The 16676-nt window shown below is 55.4% G+C and carries 23 protein-coding genes and 1 tRNA gene; 23 read left to right on the top strand and 1 reads right to left on the bottom strand.

The window, feature by feature from the left end; all coding sequences use genetic code 11:
* Nucleotides 1-19 precede the first annotated feature (19 nt).
* The 5 genes from LB453_RS14440 to LB453_RS23335 all read left to right on the top strand — a co-directional run bounded on the left by LB453_RS14440 (nt 20) and on the right by LB453_RS23335 (nt 2422).
* Nucleotides 20-94 (top strand) — tRNA-Asn (locus LB453_RS14440).
* A 374-nt stretch (nt 95-468) separates the two neighbouring features.
* A complete protein-coding gene (locus LB453_RS14435; RefSeq protein ID WP_224481480.1) occupies nt 469-1029 on the top strand; it encodes an HNH endonuclease in 561 nt (186 codons plus the stop codon).
* Between the two features lie 210 nt (nt 1030-1239).
* Nucleotides 1240-1482, top strand: a complete 243-nt coding sequence (locus tag LB453_RS14430; RefSeq protein WP_033756035.1) for a phage holin — start codon at nt 1240-1242, stop codon at nt 1480-1482.
* 3 nt (nt 1483-1485) lie between these two features.
* Nucleotides 1486-1989: a lysozyme gene (locus LB453_RS14425; protein ID WP_312158100.1), complete on the top strand. Its 504-nt coding sequence runs from the start codon at nt 1486-1488 to the stop codon at nt 1987-1989.
* Nucleotides 1979-2422, top strand: coding sequence for a lysis protein (locus tag LB453_RS23335; protein ID WP_263489676.1), 444 nt, complete (start codon nt 1979-1981; stop codon nt 2420-2422). The genes LB453_RS14425 and LB453_RS23335 overlap by 11 nt, the downstream gene beginning before the upstream one ends.
* A gap of 56 nt (nt 2423-2478) precedes the next feature.
* On the opposite strand, the gene LB453_RS14415 is transcribed toward LB453_RS23335, so the two are convergent.
* The gene (locus LB453_RS14415) at nt 2479-3027 is read right to left on the bottom strand and encodes a hypothetical protein (protein WP_224481479.1); all 549 of its coding nucleotides are present in this window, start codon (nt 3025-3027) and stop codon (nt 2479-2481) included.
* 27 nt (nt 3028-3054) lie between these two features.
* Here LB453_RS14415 and LB453_RS14410 point away from each other — a divergent pair, with 27 nt between their 5' ends.
* The 18 genes from LB453_RS14410 to LB453_RS14325 are packed head-to-tail and all read left to right on the top strand — an operon-like array spanning nt 3055 to nt 16671.
* On the top strand, nt 3055-3600 hold the full coding sequence (locus LB453_RS14410; protein ID WP_224481478.1) for a terminase small subunit: 546 nt from the start codon (nt 3055-3057) through the stop codon (nt 3598-3600).
* Nucleotides 3575-4792, top strand: a complete 1218-nt coding sequence (locus LB453_RS14405; RefSeq protein WP_224481477.1) for a PBSX family phage terminase large subunit — start codon at nt 3575-3577, stop codon at nt 4790-4792. The genes LB453_RS14410 and LB453_RS14405 overlap by 26 nt, the downstream gene beginning before the upstream one ends.
* Nucleotides 4793-4794: 2 nt before the next feature.
* A complete protein-coding gene (locus LB453_RS14400; protein WP_224481476.1) occupies nt 4795-6270 on the top strand; it encodes a DUF1073 domain-containing protein in 1476 nt (491 codons plus the stop codon).
* 13 nt (nt 6271-6283) lie between these two features.
* Nucleotides 6284-6964, top strand: coding sequence for a phage minor head protein (locus LB453_RS14395; protein ID WP_318011370.1), 681 nt, complete (start codon nt 6284-6286; stop codon nt 6962-6964).
* A 2-nt stretch (nt 6965-6966) separates the two neighbouring features.
* A complete protein-coding gene (locus LB453_RS14390; protein WP_224481474.1) occupies nt 6967-8205 on the top strand; it encodes a DUF2213 domain-containing protein in 1239 nt (412 codons plus the stop codon).
* 10 nt (nt 8206-8215) lie between these two features.
* Nucleotides 8216-8710 carry a hypothetical protein gene (locus LB453_RS14385; protein WP_103796596.1) on the top strand — a complete coding sequence of 165 codons (495 nt, stop codon included), beginning with the start codon at nt 8216-8218 and terminating at the stop codon, nt 8708-8710.
* A gap of 14 nt (nt 8711-8724) precedes the next feature.
* Nucleotides 8725-9663 (top strand): DUF2184 domain-containing protein, encoded by a 939-nt coding sequence (locus tag LB453_RS14380; protein WP_224481473.1) that lies wholly within the window; start codon nt 8725-8727, stop codon nt 9661-9663.
* A gap of 37 nt (nt 9664-9700) precedes the next feature.
* Nucleotides 9701-10081: an STY1053 family phage-associated protein gene (locus LB453_RS14375; RefSeq protein WP_224481472.1), complete on the top strand. Its 381-nt coding sequence runs from the start codon at nt 9701-9703 to the stop codon at nt 10079-10081.
* On the top strand, nt 10047-10451 hold the full coding sequence (locus LB453_RS14370; RefSeq protein WP_224481471.1) for a DUF4054 domain-containing protein: 405 nt from the start codon (nt 10047-10049) through the stop codon (nt 10449-10451). The genes LB453_RS14375 and LB453_RS14370 overlap by 35 nt, the downstream gene beginning before the upstream one ends.
* On the top strand, nt 10448-10942 hold the full coding sequence (locus LB453_RS14365) for a hypothetical protein (RefSeq protein ID WP_081139020.1): 495 nt from the start codon (nt 10448-10450) through the stop codon (nt 10940-10942). The genes LB453_RS14370 and LB453_RS14365 overlap by 4 nt, the downstream gene beginning before the upstream one ends.
* On the top strand, nt 10929-11312 hold the full coding sequence (locus LB453_RS14360) for a head-tail adaptor (protein WP_224481470.1): 384 nt from the start codon (nt 10929-10931) through the stop codon (nt 11310-11312). The genes LB453_RS14365 and LB453_RS14360 overlap by 14 nt, the downstream gene beginning before the upstream one ends.
* A complete protein-coding gene (locus LB453_RS14355) occupies nt 11293-11850 on the top strand; it encodes a hypothetical protein (protein ID WP_224481469.1) in 558 nt (185 codons plus the stop codon). Before LB453_RS14360 ends, LB453_RS14355 begins: the two co-directional genes overlap by 20 nt.
* 3 nt (nt 11851-11853) lie before the next feature.
* Nucleotides 11854-12996, top strand: coding sequence for a DUF3383 family protein (locus LB453_RS14350; protein ID WP_224481468.1), 1143 nt, complete (start codon nt 11854-11856; stop codon nt 12994-12996).
* Nucleotides 12997-13006: 10 nt separating this feature from the next.
* Nucleotides 13007-13447, top strand: coding sequence for a DUF3277 family protein (locus LB453_RS14345; RefSeq protein WP_224481467.1), 441 nt, complete (start codon nt 13007-13009; stop codon nt 13445-13447).
* Between the two features lie 3 nt (nt 13448-13450).
* Complete coding sequence (locus LB453_RS14340) at nt 13451-13867, top strand: phage tail assembly chaperone (RefSeq protein ID WP_224481466.1); 417 nt, start codon at nt 13451-13453, stop codon at nt 13865-13867.
* Between the two features lie 44 nt (nt 13868-13911).
* Nucleotides 13912-14106, top strand: a complete 195-nt coding sequence (locus tag LB453_RS14335; RefSeq protein WP_224481465.1) for a DUF6889 family protein — start codon at nt 13912-13914, stop codon at nt 14104-14106.
* Entirely contained in the window at nt 14054-16102 is a 2049-nt protein-coding gene (locus LB453_RS14330; RefSeq protein WP_224481464.1) for a transglycosylase SLT domain-containing protein, read from the top strand. The genes LB453_RS14335 and LB453_RS14330 overlap by 53 nt, the downstream gene beginning before the upstream one ends.
* Nucleotides 16102-16671 (top strand): phage baseplate protein, encoded by a 570-nt coding sequence (locus LB453_RS14325; protein WP_224481463.1) that lies wholly within the window; start codon nt 16102-16104, stop codon nt 16669-16671. The genes LB453_RS14330 and LB453_RS14325 overlap by 1 nt, the downstream gene beginning before the upstream one ends.
* The last annotated feature ends 5 nt before the right edge of the window (nt 16672-16676 follow it).

The following is a 16676-nucleotide window of genomic DNA, read 5'->3' as shown; positions in this document are numbered from 1 at the left end:
TTTTTTTTGGCCTGAATTTGGGTGAGAAGCACAGCGGTAGTGCGTTCGGCTGTTAACCGATTGGTCGCAGGTTCGAATCCTGCCCTGCCCGCCATATAACCTCCCTGGCTGACCAGGCGGGCAGTTACCGAGATTTGCGTCAGGGGCCAAAAAAAAGCCCGCATACCGAAGGGGAAGCAACAGTAAGCGGGTAAAGATTCAAGTTTCACTCTGTCAACTTTCAAGGATTGACGGGTGAAAGTTAGCAGTCATGATTTTTGCCTTTGTGCAAAAAATGCTAACCCATTAAATTTAGTAAAAAATTCACAAAGGCTCGCTTCGGCGGGCCTTTTCTTTTTTCGCCCGCGGTTTGCTCCCGCATCCAATCACCCCGAGACCTTCAGAAACGAACCTGAGAACGCTGGCTTGCTGGCGAGCTTTCGGGTGCCCGCGTTCTGAGCAACAGGTTCGTCTCTAAAGGAATACGCTATGAATGCCAATAACTTGATTTGGAGTAAATATTTTGAGATCGACGAGTCCTCAAAATCCGGATTGAGATGGAAAATTGATAGGCGCGCCGGAGTTAAGGCGGGAGATATGGCTGGATATATACAGGTAGATTCCCGAACCAGCTATTACCGAGTTAGTTTTTTGGGTAAAGGTTATCGCGTACATCGAATCGTGTATGAAATGGTATCAGGCATCCCAATTCAACCGGGCATGCAAGTAGATCACATTGACGGCAATGGATTAAACAATGCCTTCTCCAATCTTAGGCTCGTAGATGGTGCGGTAAATAACCGGAATAAACGCGCATATAAAATCGATAAATCAGGCGGAGACCTCCCATCAGGGGTTAGATACTGCCGAATTAGAGATGTGTACCTGGCTGCCGTTTCTACCTTAAGCGGGGTACAAAGTGTTAAGTATTTTGGTGTCTCGAAATACGGCGATCAAGAGGCCCGGCGGCTAGCCATTAATTATCGGCGTGAAGCAATTGAAGAACTTAATAAATTAGGCGCTGGATATACTGGCCGCCACGGTAACTAATTAAAAATAACCCACACCCTTACCTGCGCTTTCGCGGGCGATTTTTATCCATAAAAAAATCCGCACTCAGGCGGATTCTTCAACGTTGGCTACGCAACGGCAGGGCGGTGCTTTTTTCTCTCGACAAGATTAAAGCTAACCGGGCTTGCTCAGTTCAGAAAGTAGACAATTCCTAATTGAGCCAGCTCCCTCAAAAACCGAGGGGGTCACATGAGTATCGATATGAGCAAACTGGCTTCGGGCGCAGCGTATGGCGCGTCAGCCGGGACGATTGCCAACGGTCTTCTGACCCGGCTTAGTCCCGATGAGTGGAGCGCTGTAGGCGTCCTGGCCGGTATTCTGGTCGCCCTGCTAACGCTCGGCATCAACTGGTATTACAAACGCAAAGCCACACTGGCGCAGATTAAGGCGCTCCAGCGCTGGCCCACCGCGCCTGGCCTCACCGAGGAATAACCCATGGCAATGTCAAACTCACTGCGGAACAAGCTGATCGCTGCTGCAGGTGGCGGAGCCATGCTTATCGCTACGGTATTCCTTGGCGGTAAGGACGGTGTAGAGGGGCGGGTGTACGAGCCCTACAAAGATGTTGCCGGAGTCTGGACGGTCTGTGATGGCCACACCGGCACCGACATCATCAAAGGCAAGAAGTACACCGACCGCGAATGCGATCGCCTTCTTTGGAATGACCTGCAGCCGGTAAAGAAGACGGTTGATAGCCTGGTCAAAGTGCCGCTGAATGAATATCAGCGTGCCGCGCTTTACAGCTTCACCTACAACGTTGGCTCCGGTGCGTTTTCTAAATCGACGCTGCTGAAGAAACTCAACGCAGGCGATCAGGATGGTGCATGCGAAGAGCTGCGTCGCTGGGTGTATGCGGGTGGCATGAAGTTCCGTGGTCTGATGAACCGGCGCGACATGGAGCGCTCAATGTGCCTTGCGGACGGTCCAAATGACATTTAGCTGGCGAACGCTGATTATCGGCCTGCTGTTGGTGGCATTGATAGCAGTTTGTCGGGTGGCTTATTTCTACCACGGTAAATACGCTGCCGCAGACAACCTGGCGACTGAACGTCAGCAGACCATTGATGACATGCAGGTGCGCCAGCGTGACGTAGCCGCGCTTGATGCGAAATACACGAAGGAGCTAGCCGATGCTCAGGCAACTATCGATCAGCTGCATGATGACGTTGCTTCTGGCAAGCGTCGGCTGCAGCTCAACGCCACCTGTACGAAGCAATCCACCTCCGGCGCCGCCGGCATGGATGATGCAGCCAGCCCCGGACTTACTGACTCCGCTGAACGGGATTATTTCACCCTCAGAAGTCGAATCGAGCTCGCTGGCAAGCAAATAGCCGGTTTGCAGCAGTACATTAATGAGCAATGCCTGAAGTGATCACCACAGGGCGCATTTGCGAGTGCGCCCGATGATGCTTAAGTTAATCAAAGTCATTAGACGCCAAAGCTAACCTTTGTGGCTCGACGGATTAAGGCGGAAATTATAATCATTAACTTAATACGGTTAGGTGTTGCTGGATCACTAAGTTTATGAACGCTACGACTTGAACCATCGGTATTAAAAAATTCCGCACCTTCTTCAGATAAATGATGACTCTCTCCACATTGAATGCTTTTCACGTGAGTGGAAAGTGATTCAAGAACGGACTCGTCAATTAGCTCATTATCGATTCTATGGGCTAGCTTATTGCGCATCGTATTAAGCCGATCCATAGCTTTATATGCTGGTAGTGGTAGGCCTAATTTCAGCGCTAGACCCAACTTTGATTGATAATTTAGCCTCAAAATCACTTTGTCAGTCGGTTCTGCTGAGAACATATCGATGTTGTTTACCGCTGCAGATATGAAAGCCTCAAGAAAGCTTTCCGTAACCAAGTGCATACGCAAAACAACGCCTATTTCGTCACTACTCTCTGAAGACGATATAAGCGCATTAGCAACAGACTGACGGCCAAACAACGTTTGGAAGATTTCAAAGTTCATCGACACCACCTAAAGGGTAAGATTTCAATGGCACTCACCGACAAACAAGAGATGTTCTGTCGCGAGTACCTCATCGATTTGAACGCCACGCAAGCGGCCATTCGGGCGGGGTACAGCGAAAAGACCGCCAACGAACAGGGCGCGCAAAACTTAGCGAAACTTAGTATCGCGCAACGCATCATTGAACTCAAAGCCGAGCGAAACGAAAGGATAGAGGTAAACGCAGATTACGTGCTGCGTCGCCTCATCGAGATTGATGAGATGGACGTTCTCGACATTCTCCTCGCTAACGGCGAACTAAAGCCGATCGCACAATGGCCCAAAGTCTGGCGCACGACCCTGTCGGGCATGGACGTCATCGAGATGGCCGGTGACGCAGCCGGGCTGCTGAAGAAAATCAAATGGCCGGATAAGGTCAAGAACCTCGAACTGCTTGGCAAGCACGTCACAGTGCAGGCATTCAAAGACAACGTTAAAAACGAACTGGTCGGCCCTAACGGGTTGCCGCTGGCTGCGCCTACGTTCGTTGTTAGCTTCGGAGCGGATGATGACGACAGCGGAGAAGAGACTTAGCTTCGCGCCCAAATTCAAACCTCTCTTTAAGCCCATTCGCTACAAGGTATTCCACGGTGGTCGCGGCGGCGCTAAATCATGGGGGATTGCCCGCGCGCTGGTCGTCATGGCCGCCTCCAAAAAGCTCCGTGTTCTCTGTACCCGCGAGGTGCAGAACTCGATCAAGGATTCAGTGCACAAGCTGCTAAAAGACCAGATTGAGATGCTCGGGCTAAACCCGTGGTTCCGCATCACCAACGAGACGATCACCAGCGCCTGCGGCAGCGAGTTCCTGTTTAAGGGGCTGCGATTCGATCCACTGGGCATCAAATCGACTGAGGGCGTGGACATCTGCTGGGTGGAAGAGGCTCAGTCTGTCTCCGCCGATTCGTGGGATATATTGGTGCCGACCATCCGTAAAGAGGGTTCGGAAATCTGGGTATCGTTTAACCCCGGCGAAGAGAAAGACCCGACCTACCAGCGATTCGTGGTTAACCCACCTGACGACAGCATCACGGTTGAGGTGAACTACTACGACAACCCGTATCTGCCCGAGACGCTTCGCAAAGAGATGGAGTACTGCAAACGGGTAGATTACGAGGCGTACGAACACGTCTGGCTGGGCAAACCTAAGTCGATATCTGAGGCGGTTATCTTCAAGCAGCGTTATCGCGTTGAAGCGTTCCCTGATGACCTCTGGCAGCAGGCCGATCGGTTGTTCTTCGGCGCTGACTTCGGTTTCGCCAACGACCCGAGCACGCTGATCCGCATGTTCATGCTGGGCACAAAGCTATACATCGAATATGAGGCCTATGGCGTCGGCGTAGAGCTCGACGAAATGGCGCAGTTTTACGATTCAGTCCCCGAGGCGCGCCGCTGGCCGATCAAAGCCGACAGCGCGCGACCGGAGACAATCAGCCACATCGGCCGGCAGGGTTTCAGCATTGACGCCGCGGCGAAGTGGAAAGGCAATGTGGAGGATGGCATCACCTACCTGAAAGGGTTTGAGGAAATCATCATTCACGAGCGTTGCAAGCACACCGCCGACGAGTTCCGGCTCTACTCCTACAAAGTCGACAAGAAGACCAACGAGATTCTCCCGGTCATTGTCGATGCACATAACCACTGCATAGACGCCATACGCTACGGGCTGGACGGTTACATCACCAGCTCAGACAGCCTTGGCACTTGGGCGCAACTTGGCAGAGGCTGAACATGTCCGAAACACAAAACGTGTCGCAGCCTGTACCGACGCGTGACAGCTATGAAAACTTTGTCGCCCGCATGGGCGTTAACGAATCGAACCAGTCCGGCGCTGGCACTTACCGCAACAACTGGACGTCACGTAACCGGCTGCTGATCGAGCAGGCTTACCGGTCGTCCTGGCTGGTGGGTGCAGGCGTCGATGCCATTCCCGATGACATGACCCGCAAGGGCGTCACCATTACCTCCAAGCTGGAAGACGGCCGCAAGAAGCAGCTCGATAACGCCTGGGATGAGATGGCGCTTTGGGAAGCGCTCAACGACACGCTGAAGTGGGCGCGCCTCTATGGCGGCGCTGTAGGCGTCATCCTGATTGACGGTCAGAACTACTCGACGCCACTTCGCATCGACGCTATCGCACCGGGCGCATTTAAAGGCGTGATGGTGATGGACCGCTGGATGCTTAACGCAACCACTGAGCGGCGCGTAACTGAGCTGGGGCCGGATTTCGGCATGCCTGAATTCTACCGTGTCGTAACTTCGGCAACCGGCATCCCGCCGTGGCGTATTCATCACTCCAGGCTGATCCGCTTCGACGGCATCCCGCTACCTTATCAACAGCGTCTGACCGAAAACGACTGGGGCATGTCGGTGATTGAGCGCTGTTTCGATCGCCTGCTGGCATTCGACAGCACCACTCAGGGCGTTGCTCAGCTCATCTACAAAGCTCACCTGCGCACCTACAGCATCAAAGGGCTTCGCTCCCTGCTGGCTATGGGCAAAGACAATCCGGCCTTCAAAGGGCTGATGTCGCACATGGATATGATCCGCCAGTACCAGAGCAACGAAGGCATGACGATTATGGACGCCGAGGACAAGTTCGAGGCGCACACCTATTCGTATGCAGGGCTAAGCGATGTGTTAGCGCAGTTCGGTCAGCAAGTGTCCGGTGCGTTTGGTATCCCGCTGGTCCGCCTGTTCGGCCAGTCTCCAGCTGGTTTCTCAACGGGTGACACTGACCTGTCGAACTACTACGACAACGTGTCGACACAGCAGGAGCGCAAACTACGGCGCCCGATCCGCAAACTGTTCGAAGTGCTCCACATGAGTCTGTTTGCTCAGCCGCTGCCGGATGACTTCACGTTCGAATTTAACGAGCTCTGGCAAACGCCGGACAGCGAGCGTGCGGATACGGCTAACAAGGTCGTCGACGCCACGGTGAAAGCCGTCGATGCTGGCCTGATGACCGAGAAAGCTGGCGCGCAGCACTTGCAGGAAACGGCCCGCGTAACCGGCCTGGGCGGCACCATCAGCGACGAGGATATTGATAATGCCAGTGACATCCCGGCGCCGACGGAGGCCGACCTCGATAACGTCGAAACCGCCGAACCTGAAGCGCGCCGAGACGCAGCTGCGAACACAGCTACGACAGATAGCGCGTACGGTGGGGGCAATCGTCGAGGGTTCGTACGATGGTTCAAACGATAGCGTCACCGACATCATGGACCGGCTGGAGCGCTATGCCGATCTGATTGAGCCATGGGCTGAGGCAGTATCGAGCCGCCTGATAGGCACGCTGGAAGTCGCAGACGATGCAATGTGGCGTGACAGGTCACAGCGTATTTCTGCCGGACTGCGTGACCTGATGAACTCCGGCACCGGCGCGGTAACGCGCAGCATCATCGACGAACAGGTTAAGCTGTTCAAATCGCTTCCCCTGCAGGCTGCCGACCGCGTTTACGACATCCACAATCAGGCGATTGAGGCCGTGGAGTCCGGTAAGCGCTCCAGCACGCTGAAGCAGGAAATCATGCGCACCGGCGAAGTGACTGAAGCGCGGGCCCGAACGATTGCCCGCACTGAGGTTGGCCGGGCATCAACTGCAATCACCCAAGCGCGCTCTGTAGCAATCGGTTCTGAGGGTTATATCTGGCGAACTGCTGAGGATGGAGATGTTCGTGATTCGCATGACAGGATGAATGGGAAATATGTTCGCTGGGATTCGCCACCAACAATCGACGGTATGACCGGTCATGCCGGGCAGTTCCCGAACTGCCGCTGTTACCCTGAAGTTGTATTCCCTCACTCGAATGTATTTGCGTCTAACTCTCGACAGACTCTTGATGGATTCAATATTGCATCTGTTAAAGGTAAATCTGTGAGGGTCAAATTTAAGGCCTAACGATGCAATATTTCTTTACTACGCGCCTCGGCAACACTCGTTTTGAGATGGCCGATGGCTCGCTGTTGTGCAAAGACGTGCCGATCGCACGCACCGGCGCGCAGGTCTACGACGAAAGCGAACTTGAAGGGCTAATCGGCGATGAGGATGGCGAGATCGTCGTCACCCGCGACGCTGACGAAGTGTTCCGGCCTGAAACGCTCGCCTCCTTCGAAGGCATGGCCTTCACGCTGGGCCACCCGAAAGACATGGTCAATCCGGGCAACTGGAAAGACTACGCCCACGGGCATATTCAAAACGTTCGCCGCGGCACCGGCGACCAGTCCGATCTGATGCTGGGCGACATTCACATCAAAACCGCCGAAGCCATCCAGCAGGTAATGAACGGCCTCGAGCAGATTTCTATGGGCTACGACGCTGACTACGAGCAGAAGGGGCCGGGTCAGGCGCGACAGCACTCAATTATCGGTAACCACTGTGCGGGCGTTCCTAACGGCCGTGCGGGTATTCGTTGTTCAATTGGAGATAGCTCATTCATGACTACCAAAAATCAGGGCTGGTTTAGCCAGCTGAAGCGGGCGATTAAAACCAAGGATGCCGATAGCCTGGCTGATCTGGTTGATAATGCGCCATCAGAACTGGTCGAGCCAAGCCTTGATTTGGCGCGGGCAGTAAACATCACTATCAACCCCGCGCAGCCGTTGCCGCCGAATAAAGAGCTTGGCGGCCTGACCACTGATGAAGATGGTGAAGGCGGCTCGCAGACTAACAGCGAGCTTGAAGCGAAAGTCGATGCACTGGCGCTTCTGGTTCAGCAGCTGATCAATCCGACCTCTACGGCAACCGTCGACAGTGACGATCCGGAGGAGAAGGAAGAGAAAACTCGCGCAACTACCGATGCTGCTTACCATCAGGGCATCGTGGCGCGCGCAGAGCTCATCCTGCCGGGCGTGAAACTGCCGGAAGGCGGCAAGCTGGCGGCGTTTAAGCGCTCCACCATGGATGCAGCATTTAAAACGCCGGAAGGTCAGGCGCTGCTAGCTCCTCTGGTTGGCGCATCACCGGACTTCAGCAAAATGCCTAAGGCAACGCTGGACGCGGTATTTGTATCCGCCAGCGAAATCGCCAAAGCGCGTAACAGCGCGCCAGCTTCTGCGTCGCGTGCTTCGTTTTACGACTCATCGAACAAAAACTCTCCGGCTGCTCTGAACAAGGCATTCGCCGCCCACTGGAATAAATAAGGGAAAACCCATGGTTGCATACCTGTACCGGATGCCAGTCGGCATCGCCGGGGCTATCTCACGCCCGCAAGACCTGACCACCGAGCCGGTGATTCTCAATGCCGCGAACACTTTTAGCCAGTACGGCCTCGCCGGTAAATACAGTGCGGATGGCAAATTCATCCCGCTGGCGGCATCGGACGAAGCTACGGTCATCACCGGCCTGTACGTGCGTCCTTACCCGACCACCTCTACGCCTGACATGGCGCGACAGGTTGGCGCAAATGCCAATTTCACTGGTGATGTGATGAAGCGCGGTTACATGACCGTGAACATCGGCAGCACCGCAGTTGGCCTGACCAAAGACGCGCCGGTTTATGTGCGCAACGCCAACCCGACCGACGCCAGCCCGCTGGGTGCAATTCTGGGCGCGGCTGTCACAGACGAAACCGTCGTGCTGCCGAACGCCGTTTTCACTGGCGCAGGCGATGCCGCTGGCAACGCTGAAATCGCATACAACATCTAAGGGAAACGCTAAATATGTACACTTTTGACCAAGCCACTCTCGACGGCACTGGCGCTTTCCTGGTTGGCGAACTTGAGCGCCTCGATCAGGAACTGAACATGCCGCTGGTCGGTTACACGTGGTCGCGCGATATCCAGCTGCGCGAAGATGTGTCGATCGCCGATGACATCAGTTCTTTCACCAACTCCACCTTTGCCGCTGCCGGCACGCCGAACCCGAACGGTAAAAACTGGATCGGCAAAGACTCCACCGCCATTGCTGGCCCGAACGTCGACATCGCAAAAACCGGCTTCCCGCTGACCCTGTGGGGCATGGAACTGGGCTGGACCGTTGTCGAGCTGGCCGCCGCTGCAAAAGTCGGTCGCCCGATCGACACGCAGAAGTACGACGCTATGCAGCTGAAATGGAACATGGACACCGACGAGCAGGTTTATCGCGGTGACAGCCAGCTGGGCGTGAAAGGTCTCCTCAACTACAGCGGAGTGGCATTCACTAACGCCCCGAAGACGTGGGCAACATCTACGCCTGACGAAATCCGGGCGTCAATCAACCTGCTGCTCTCCAATGCCTGGGCTGCATCTGGTTACACCATCGTCCCGCGTGACCTGCTGCTGCCGCCTGAGCAGTTCGCTCTGCTGTCCAGCATCATCGTATCCTCAGCCGGTAACCAGTCGCTGCTGACCTACCTGCGCGAGAACACGATCGCCTTCCATCAGAACGGCGTGCCGCTGAACATCCGCGCGGTGAAATGGCTGAAAGGTGCTGGCACCGGCGGCACTGACCGCATGATGGCTTACACCAACGACAAAAAGTTTGTGCGCTTCCCGATGGTTCCGCTGCTGAGCGTGCCGGTGCAGTATCGCGGCATTTACCAGCTGACCACCTACTACGGCAAGCTGGGCGCAGTTGAGTCTCCGTACCCGGAAACCATGGCGTATCTGGACGGCATCTAACCAATCCGACCCCGCAAGGGGCCAACAGGAGCAGCAAATGGCTAAGAAGACGATTCGCGTCCATACCCCGTTTAACTTCACCTCTGAAGATGGCACCAGCCAGCGCTTTGAGGCCGGCGAGCATACCGTTGATGACAAGGTTGCCGATCACTGGTTTGTCACCGCGCACTCTGACGTTACCGGCAAGGCGAAAGCCAGCGCTGACACGAAAGAGTTTCAGGCACAAATCAACAGCCTGACCGCGCAGCTGGAAGAGAAAACCAAAGCGCACGGCGATCTGCAGCAGTCGGTAGCGGAGAAAGACCAAATCATTGCCGACCTGACCGCGCAGCTGGCAGCCCTGCAGGTGCCCGTAACTGAACCGGTAACGGAAGGTAATGCTGATGGCAAGAAACCGAAATCTGCCGACAGTAAGTGATTTTCGCCGCGACTTCCCGCAGTTCAGTGACGACACCAAATATCCCGACGCAGTAATCGAGTTCCGACTTAACCTCGCAGACATGCTGATTGACGGCTCCGCCATGGGGAACATGTTCCCTTATCTGGCAGAGCTGTTTGTCGCGCATTACATGGTGCTGAATGCCGCAGATACGGCGGCCGGCGCGCTGGGTGGTGCTGGTGGCACAACGAGCGGTGTGGTTGCGTCCAAGTCGGTGGATAAAGTCAGCGTGAGCTACGACAACAGCGCGACGCTCAATGCTGATGCGGGCTTCTGGAACTTCTCCCGTTACGGCGCGGAGTTCTGGCAGCTGCTGATGCTCTTCGGGTATGGCGGTGTTCAGCTATGAAATCAGGCCTGACCATTCGCGCCGACACGGCGCAAAGCATTCTGGACGCCCTTAAAACCCTCGCTAACAAGGATGTTCTGGTGGGCATCCCGGAGTCGAAAGACGAGCGCGATGATGGCGACATCGGGAATGCGGCGATCGGCTACATCAACGAGAACGGGTCGCCGGCGCAGAACATTCCGCCGCGGCCCCATCTCAAGCCCGGCGTGAAGTCGGTCGAGCAGGATTTCATGCCTCACCTGAAGGCGGCCGCGCAGAAGGCGCTGGAAGGTAATGCGGAAGGGGCAGTGACGTCCCTCGACCGCGCCGGAACGGTGGCAGCCAACGGGGTGAAGCGGTACATCACCATTACTGGATTCACTCCCCTGGCTGACGCCACGATCGCCAACCGTCTGCGCCGGGGCCGCACTGGTAATAAGCCACTCATCGACACCGGCGAATACCGCCGCTCAATCACGCACGTTGTGAGGGATAAAGATGCCGACACTTGATGTAACTGACGTTCTGCTGTCGCCTGAATTTCTCGATACGACGCTCGTGGTAAAGCGCAATGAGCAGACGGTCGATGATGATGGCTTTCCCAAAAACATCACCACTGAGACCCCTTTCGGTGGCGTGGTGACGGTTGACCGTTCACTGGAAACCCGGCGCATGCAGGCCGGCCAGGTGATTAATGGCGCAATCCTGATTATCACCACCTACCGCCTGAGCAGCGGCAACACCGGCATTGATGCCGACATCGTGACTTATCGCGGCCGCGACTATCGCGTGACCTTTGTCGATCCGTACACGGCTTACGGCGCCGGTTTCGTCCAGGCGCACTGTGAGCTGCAGCCGTTTGATGGAGGCCCGCGTGAGTAACAGCAGCACATCAGCCGGATATCTGACGCCCGTCAGCGCGCCGCAGGCATATGACGAAACGCTGGAGCGTGAACTCAGCCAGTGGGTGCGGGCATTATCGGGCCTGCCGGCTGGGATGGTTCGCCCGCGCTGGACAGCGACTCAGGCGGCAATACCTGCAGCGGACGTAGACTGGTGCGGATTAGGCATTATCGGCTTCATTGCTGACGATGGTCCCGCATTTGTGCGGCAGACCGATGACAGTAATCAGCTGTGGCGTCATGAGGTGATCGAAACGCTCGCCTCGTTTTATGGCCCGCAGAGCCAGTCTATAGCGACGCTGTTCCGTGACGGGCTGACCATCGAGCAAAACAACGAAACCCTCAAACAGAATGAGCTGTCACTCGCTGATTACAGTGAACTGACTGCTTTCCCTGAGCTTATCAACAATCAGTGGGTGCGCCGGTACGACATCACTGTGCGCCTGCGCCGCAAAATCATTCGCACGTACGGGGTCCGTTCCATCATCACTCCCAACGTCACCATTACTGGAGATTAATAAATGGCGGGATTATCCGTTAGTCGCATCTCAGATGTGACGGTTACCCTTTCGGCTAAAGCAGCCCAAGGGCGAAATTTTGGTTCGATGCTTATCCTTGGCGCATCGACAGTCATCCCGATCAAGGAGCGCCTGCGCATTTATGAAAGCGCTGATGATATTGGTGACGATTTCGGCATTAACAGCGAAGAATATAAAGCGGCGCTGATCTGGTTTTCCCAGTCGCCCCAGCCTTCGGAGGTGTATGTCGGTCGCTGGGTGGAATCATTAGCAACTGGCGAAACTGGTAACACAGAAACCTTGCCTGAGGCCGTTAATACGCTGCTGGGCTATAACGCCTGGTACGGCCTGCACCTGGCGGTTGAAACTGACCCAACGCTCGCTGACGTAACCAGTATTGCAGCGGCTATCCAAGCGGCAACTGTTTCGCGTGTATTTGCTTATACCACGCAGGACGCTGCAGTAATGGATTCGTCCTCCACAACCGATATTGCAGCTGCCTTAAAAGCGGCAGGTTATGGTCGAACCTTCCTGCAATATTCCTCTACCAGTCGTTATGCAGCGTTGTCAGCGTTTGGCCGGGCTTTCACGGTCGATTATACGGGAAGTAATACGACTATCACCCTCAAGTTTAAGTCAGAGCCTGGCGTAACGTATGAAACCCTGAGCGCCCCTCAGGCGAACGCTCTGGAGGCCAAAAATTGCAACGTCTATGTCCTCTATGACAATGACACAGCCATTCTTGAGCAGGGCGTGATGTCGAATGGTGACTTTTTCGATGAGCGTCATGGTCTCGATTGGCTGCAAAATGCGGTACAGACAGCCGATTATAACACCCTCTACACCAGTGACACGAAGATCCCCCAGACCGACTCAGGGACCACTATGCGCATTTCCAACATTGAGCTTGTTCTGCAGCAAGCAGTTGGAAACGGCCTCTTTGCTCCCGGCGTATGGTCAGGTGGACCGATAGGCCAGCTGGCTAAGGGTGACACGCTGACCAAGGGCTATTACATCTACGCTCCCAGCGTTGACAGTCAGCTTCAGGCAGATCGAGAAGCGCGTAAAGGCGTACCCATTCAGGTTGCCGGAAAACTGGCCGGAGCTGTGCACTATGGCTCCGTTGCAATCACTGTAGTGCGCTAAGGGGTAATCAATGTCTACTTATTCATTCATGGATGTCAGCGCCAGTCTGGCAGGCCCGTCCGGGATCATTGACCTTGGATACGGTTCAGCCAACTCGGAAGAGGGCATCACCGTCACGATGACGGAAGCTAAAAACACCATGACAACTGGTGCCGATGGCGAAGTGATGCATAGCCTGCACGCAGGCAAGTCAGGGACGATCACCGTCAACCTGCTAAAGACCTCTCCGCAAAATAAAAAGCTCTCTCTGATGTACAACGCGCAGAGCCTGTCATCTTCCCTTTGGGGCAATAACGTCATTGTCCTGCGGAACAAGCAGTCCGGTGACACCGTTACCGCGCGCGCAGTGGCTTTCCAGCGCCAGCCTGACTGGAACAACCCAAAGGTGGCCGGAACCGTAGCGTGGGTATTTGATGCCGGTAAAATCGACGAAGTTCTAGGGGAGTATTAATTCATGGAATTTGAAATCAAGGGCGTCCAGTACCGCACCGCGAAGCTCAGCGTCTTCGACCAGCTGAAAGTTTCTCGCAAGCTGCTCCCGGTTCTTGCCGGGGTGCTGGCCGATTTTCAGGGCATCAAGGCAGCATCTCAGGGCGGCGATATGTATAAGGCGATGGAAACTGCCTTGCCGAAAATCGCCGATGCACTGGCGGGCATGTCTGAAGAAGACACGAACGCCATCATCTTCCCCTGCCTGTCAGTGGTTTCCCGCCAGAACGGAAAAACCTGGGCGCCGGTCATGTCGCAAGAGCAACTGATGTTTGATGACATCGATCTGATGAGCATGCTGCAGATGGTTGGTCGGGTGGTAGGCGACAGCCTGGGAAATTTTTTGCCCGCACTCCCCGCCAGCGAGACTGCGCCCCAGTAAGTGGCCTGACGCTGGAATCACTTCCTGATGGCGAAGATTTTCTGATGCGCCCGGTTGATGCCGGGTACATCAGCTATTCAGCCCTGAAGGATGGTTCGGTAGATCTGGCAGACATTGCCAGAATGAATGACTGGCTCGACCTGAAGGCTGACAACAATAACCGCATAGAGCGCTGGAGAAAGGCAAATGAACGCTCAGACTATCAAGGATTTTCTGGTAAGCCTCGGCTTTCAGGTTGATGAGGCCGGTGCTCGCAAATTTGATACGGTTATCGCCGGCACAACCGCGCAGGCGATGAAACTGGGTGTTGCCGTTGAAGCTGCAGCTATTTCCGTGGTTGCCTTTACTGCCAAAATCGCCAGCGGCCTTGACCAGCTCTACTGGGCGTCTCAGCGTACGGGCGCAACGGTCGCGGGCATTCAGGCGATCGGCTATGCTGCGGCTCAGGCCGGGTCGAGTGCAGAAGCTGCGCGCGGTTCGCTGGAAAGCCTTTCACGCTTCATGCGTAACAACCCGGGCGCCGAAGGATTTCTGAATCGCCTGGGTGTGCAGACGCGTGACGCCAGCGGCAACATGCGGGATATGGCGTCCATCTTCACAGGCGTCGGCCAGCAATTGAACAAAATGCCTTACTACCGCGCGAATCAGTACGCGCAGATGCTGGGCATTGATGAAAACACCCTGATGGCAATGCGCCGCGGGATGGGCCAGTTTGGCGCGCAGTATACGCAAATGGCGAAAGCTATCGGCTTTAATGCTGACCAGGCTGCCGCCAGCTCTAACCGCTTCATGACGTCTCTGCGTGCGTTCGGCCAGATGGCGGGGATGGCACGCGACAAGATCGGCTCTAACCTGGCGGAGGGGTTGTCAGGTTCTATCGATACCCTGCGCAAGCAAATCGTCGACAACTTCCCGAAGATTGAACAGACGATTATCAGCGGCGTTAAAGGCATCCTGTGGCTCGCTGAGGTCATCGGCCGCGTCGTGTACCGGCTGATACAGGCCGGCGGCGACATCATGCAGTGGTGGTCATCGCTGGATAAGTCAACGCAGCGCCTTATCGAGGTGTTCGGCGCGCTCGTTATTGCCTGGCGCATCCTGAACGGTGCGTTCGTGATGTCGCCGATAGGGATGATAACCGCCCTTGGACTTGCCATTCTGGCGCTCTACGACGATTACAAAACGTGGAAGGAAGGCGGCCAGTCACTCATCGACTGGAAAAAGTGGGAGCCTCAGATAAAGGGCGCCATCAAAGGCGTCGACGATCTGAAAGATGCCGTTATGCGACTACTAGGCATCGACCCGCAGACATGGACAGCCAAATGGGACATGAGCAACCTCATGGAAAACCTTGGCGAGCTGTCCAAAATGCTGGACGGGATAGCGCGGCTGCTCAACGCCATTAAAGACGGACGATGGAAAGATGCCTACGCGATCGGGCGCGAGCTGATAAATCAGGGGCAGGGTAACCCCGATGCATTGCCTGCCGTATCCGCCAGCGCGGACAGTGCCGCAGACTATATCAAGGATAAAACCGGATTCGACCCGCGCAGCATCGGGGCGGCCATGAAAAGATGGTTTGGTGATAGCTCTGCCCAGCCGATAGCGGCGGAAGACCCTGGACCAGAGCGAATCTATCCGGTAGATGGCCCGGTTGAACAATACGGGCAGTCTATCAGGCGGCCTCAGGCGAGTAAGGAAGGCAGTCAGTTGCTGGGGTGGCTGCAACCGATGTTCAGTAAGCTCGAGCAGCTATATCAGCTACCTGTGGGATTGCTGAAAAGCGTTGCGATCACCGAGTCTGCAGGCAACCCCAATGCGATGTCTGGCGCCGGCGCGCAGGGGCTGTTTCAGCTAATGCCCGGCACGGCTAAGGATTTGGGGCTGCGCGGTAACGAGGCATTTGACCCGGTTAAGTCCGCACAGGCTGCAGCAAAATATCTCGCCCAGCTCTTAAAGGCCAATAACGGCGACCTTCCTAAAGCGCTCGCTTCTTATAACTGGGGCATCGGTAACGTGCAGAAGCATGGCATGGCGCTAATGCCGCAAGAAACCCGGAATTATATCCCGCGCGTTCTCAGCAATATGCCGGCCAGCGGCGCACAGATCAGCCAGGAAACTAATATCCATATCCACGGAGTTAACGACCCCAGCAGGGCCGCCAGCGAAGTCGCCGACAAACAAATGGCGGTGAACTCACGCTTTTCACAAGCACTCGGAACGGGGCCGCGCTGATGGACATTCTTTCTACGTTGTTTTCACAGCAGAGCCGGAAAATCGGGCTGATAGTGCCAGACGTGGTGATTACCGAAAAACACAGCGACACACTGGAAATCACAGAGCATCCCGTAGAAAAGGATGCTCCTGTTGCTGACCATGCGTTTAAAAGGCCACCCGAACTGGTGATGGAAGTAGGCTTTTCTGGCGGAGGTTCGTTGCTGGACTTGCTCGATACGTCATCAATAGGGCTTAGCCTCGGCCTTAGCCCGAAAGAGGTGTATCAGCAGCTGATCGACCTGCAGGAAAGCCGCGTGCCGTTTGACGTGGTAACCGGCAAGCGCCTCTACACCAACATGCTGATCCGCGTGCTGGATGTAACGACTGACCGTACATCGGAAAACGTGCTTATGGCGACGCTGACGCTGCGCGGGGTGATCATCTCTTCTACGCAGACGATATCTGTAGCGGATAAGGGCGACATGTCGCAGGGCGTAAGCACTTCAGCAGTGCAAAACTCCGGCGTTAAGTCGACAAAGCCCACCGGCAGCCAGTCGATTTTATCGAAGCTGTCCGACCTGTTTTAAGGAGA

Source organism: Pantoea agglomerans, from assembly GCF_020149765.1.
GTDB lineage: Bacteria > Pseudomonadota > Gammaproteobacteria > Enterobacterales > Enterobacteriaceae > Pantoea > Pantoea alvi.
This window is presented reverse-complemented; position numbering and strand designations above follow the sequence as displayed.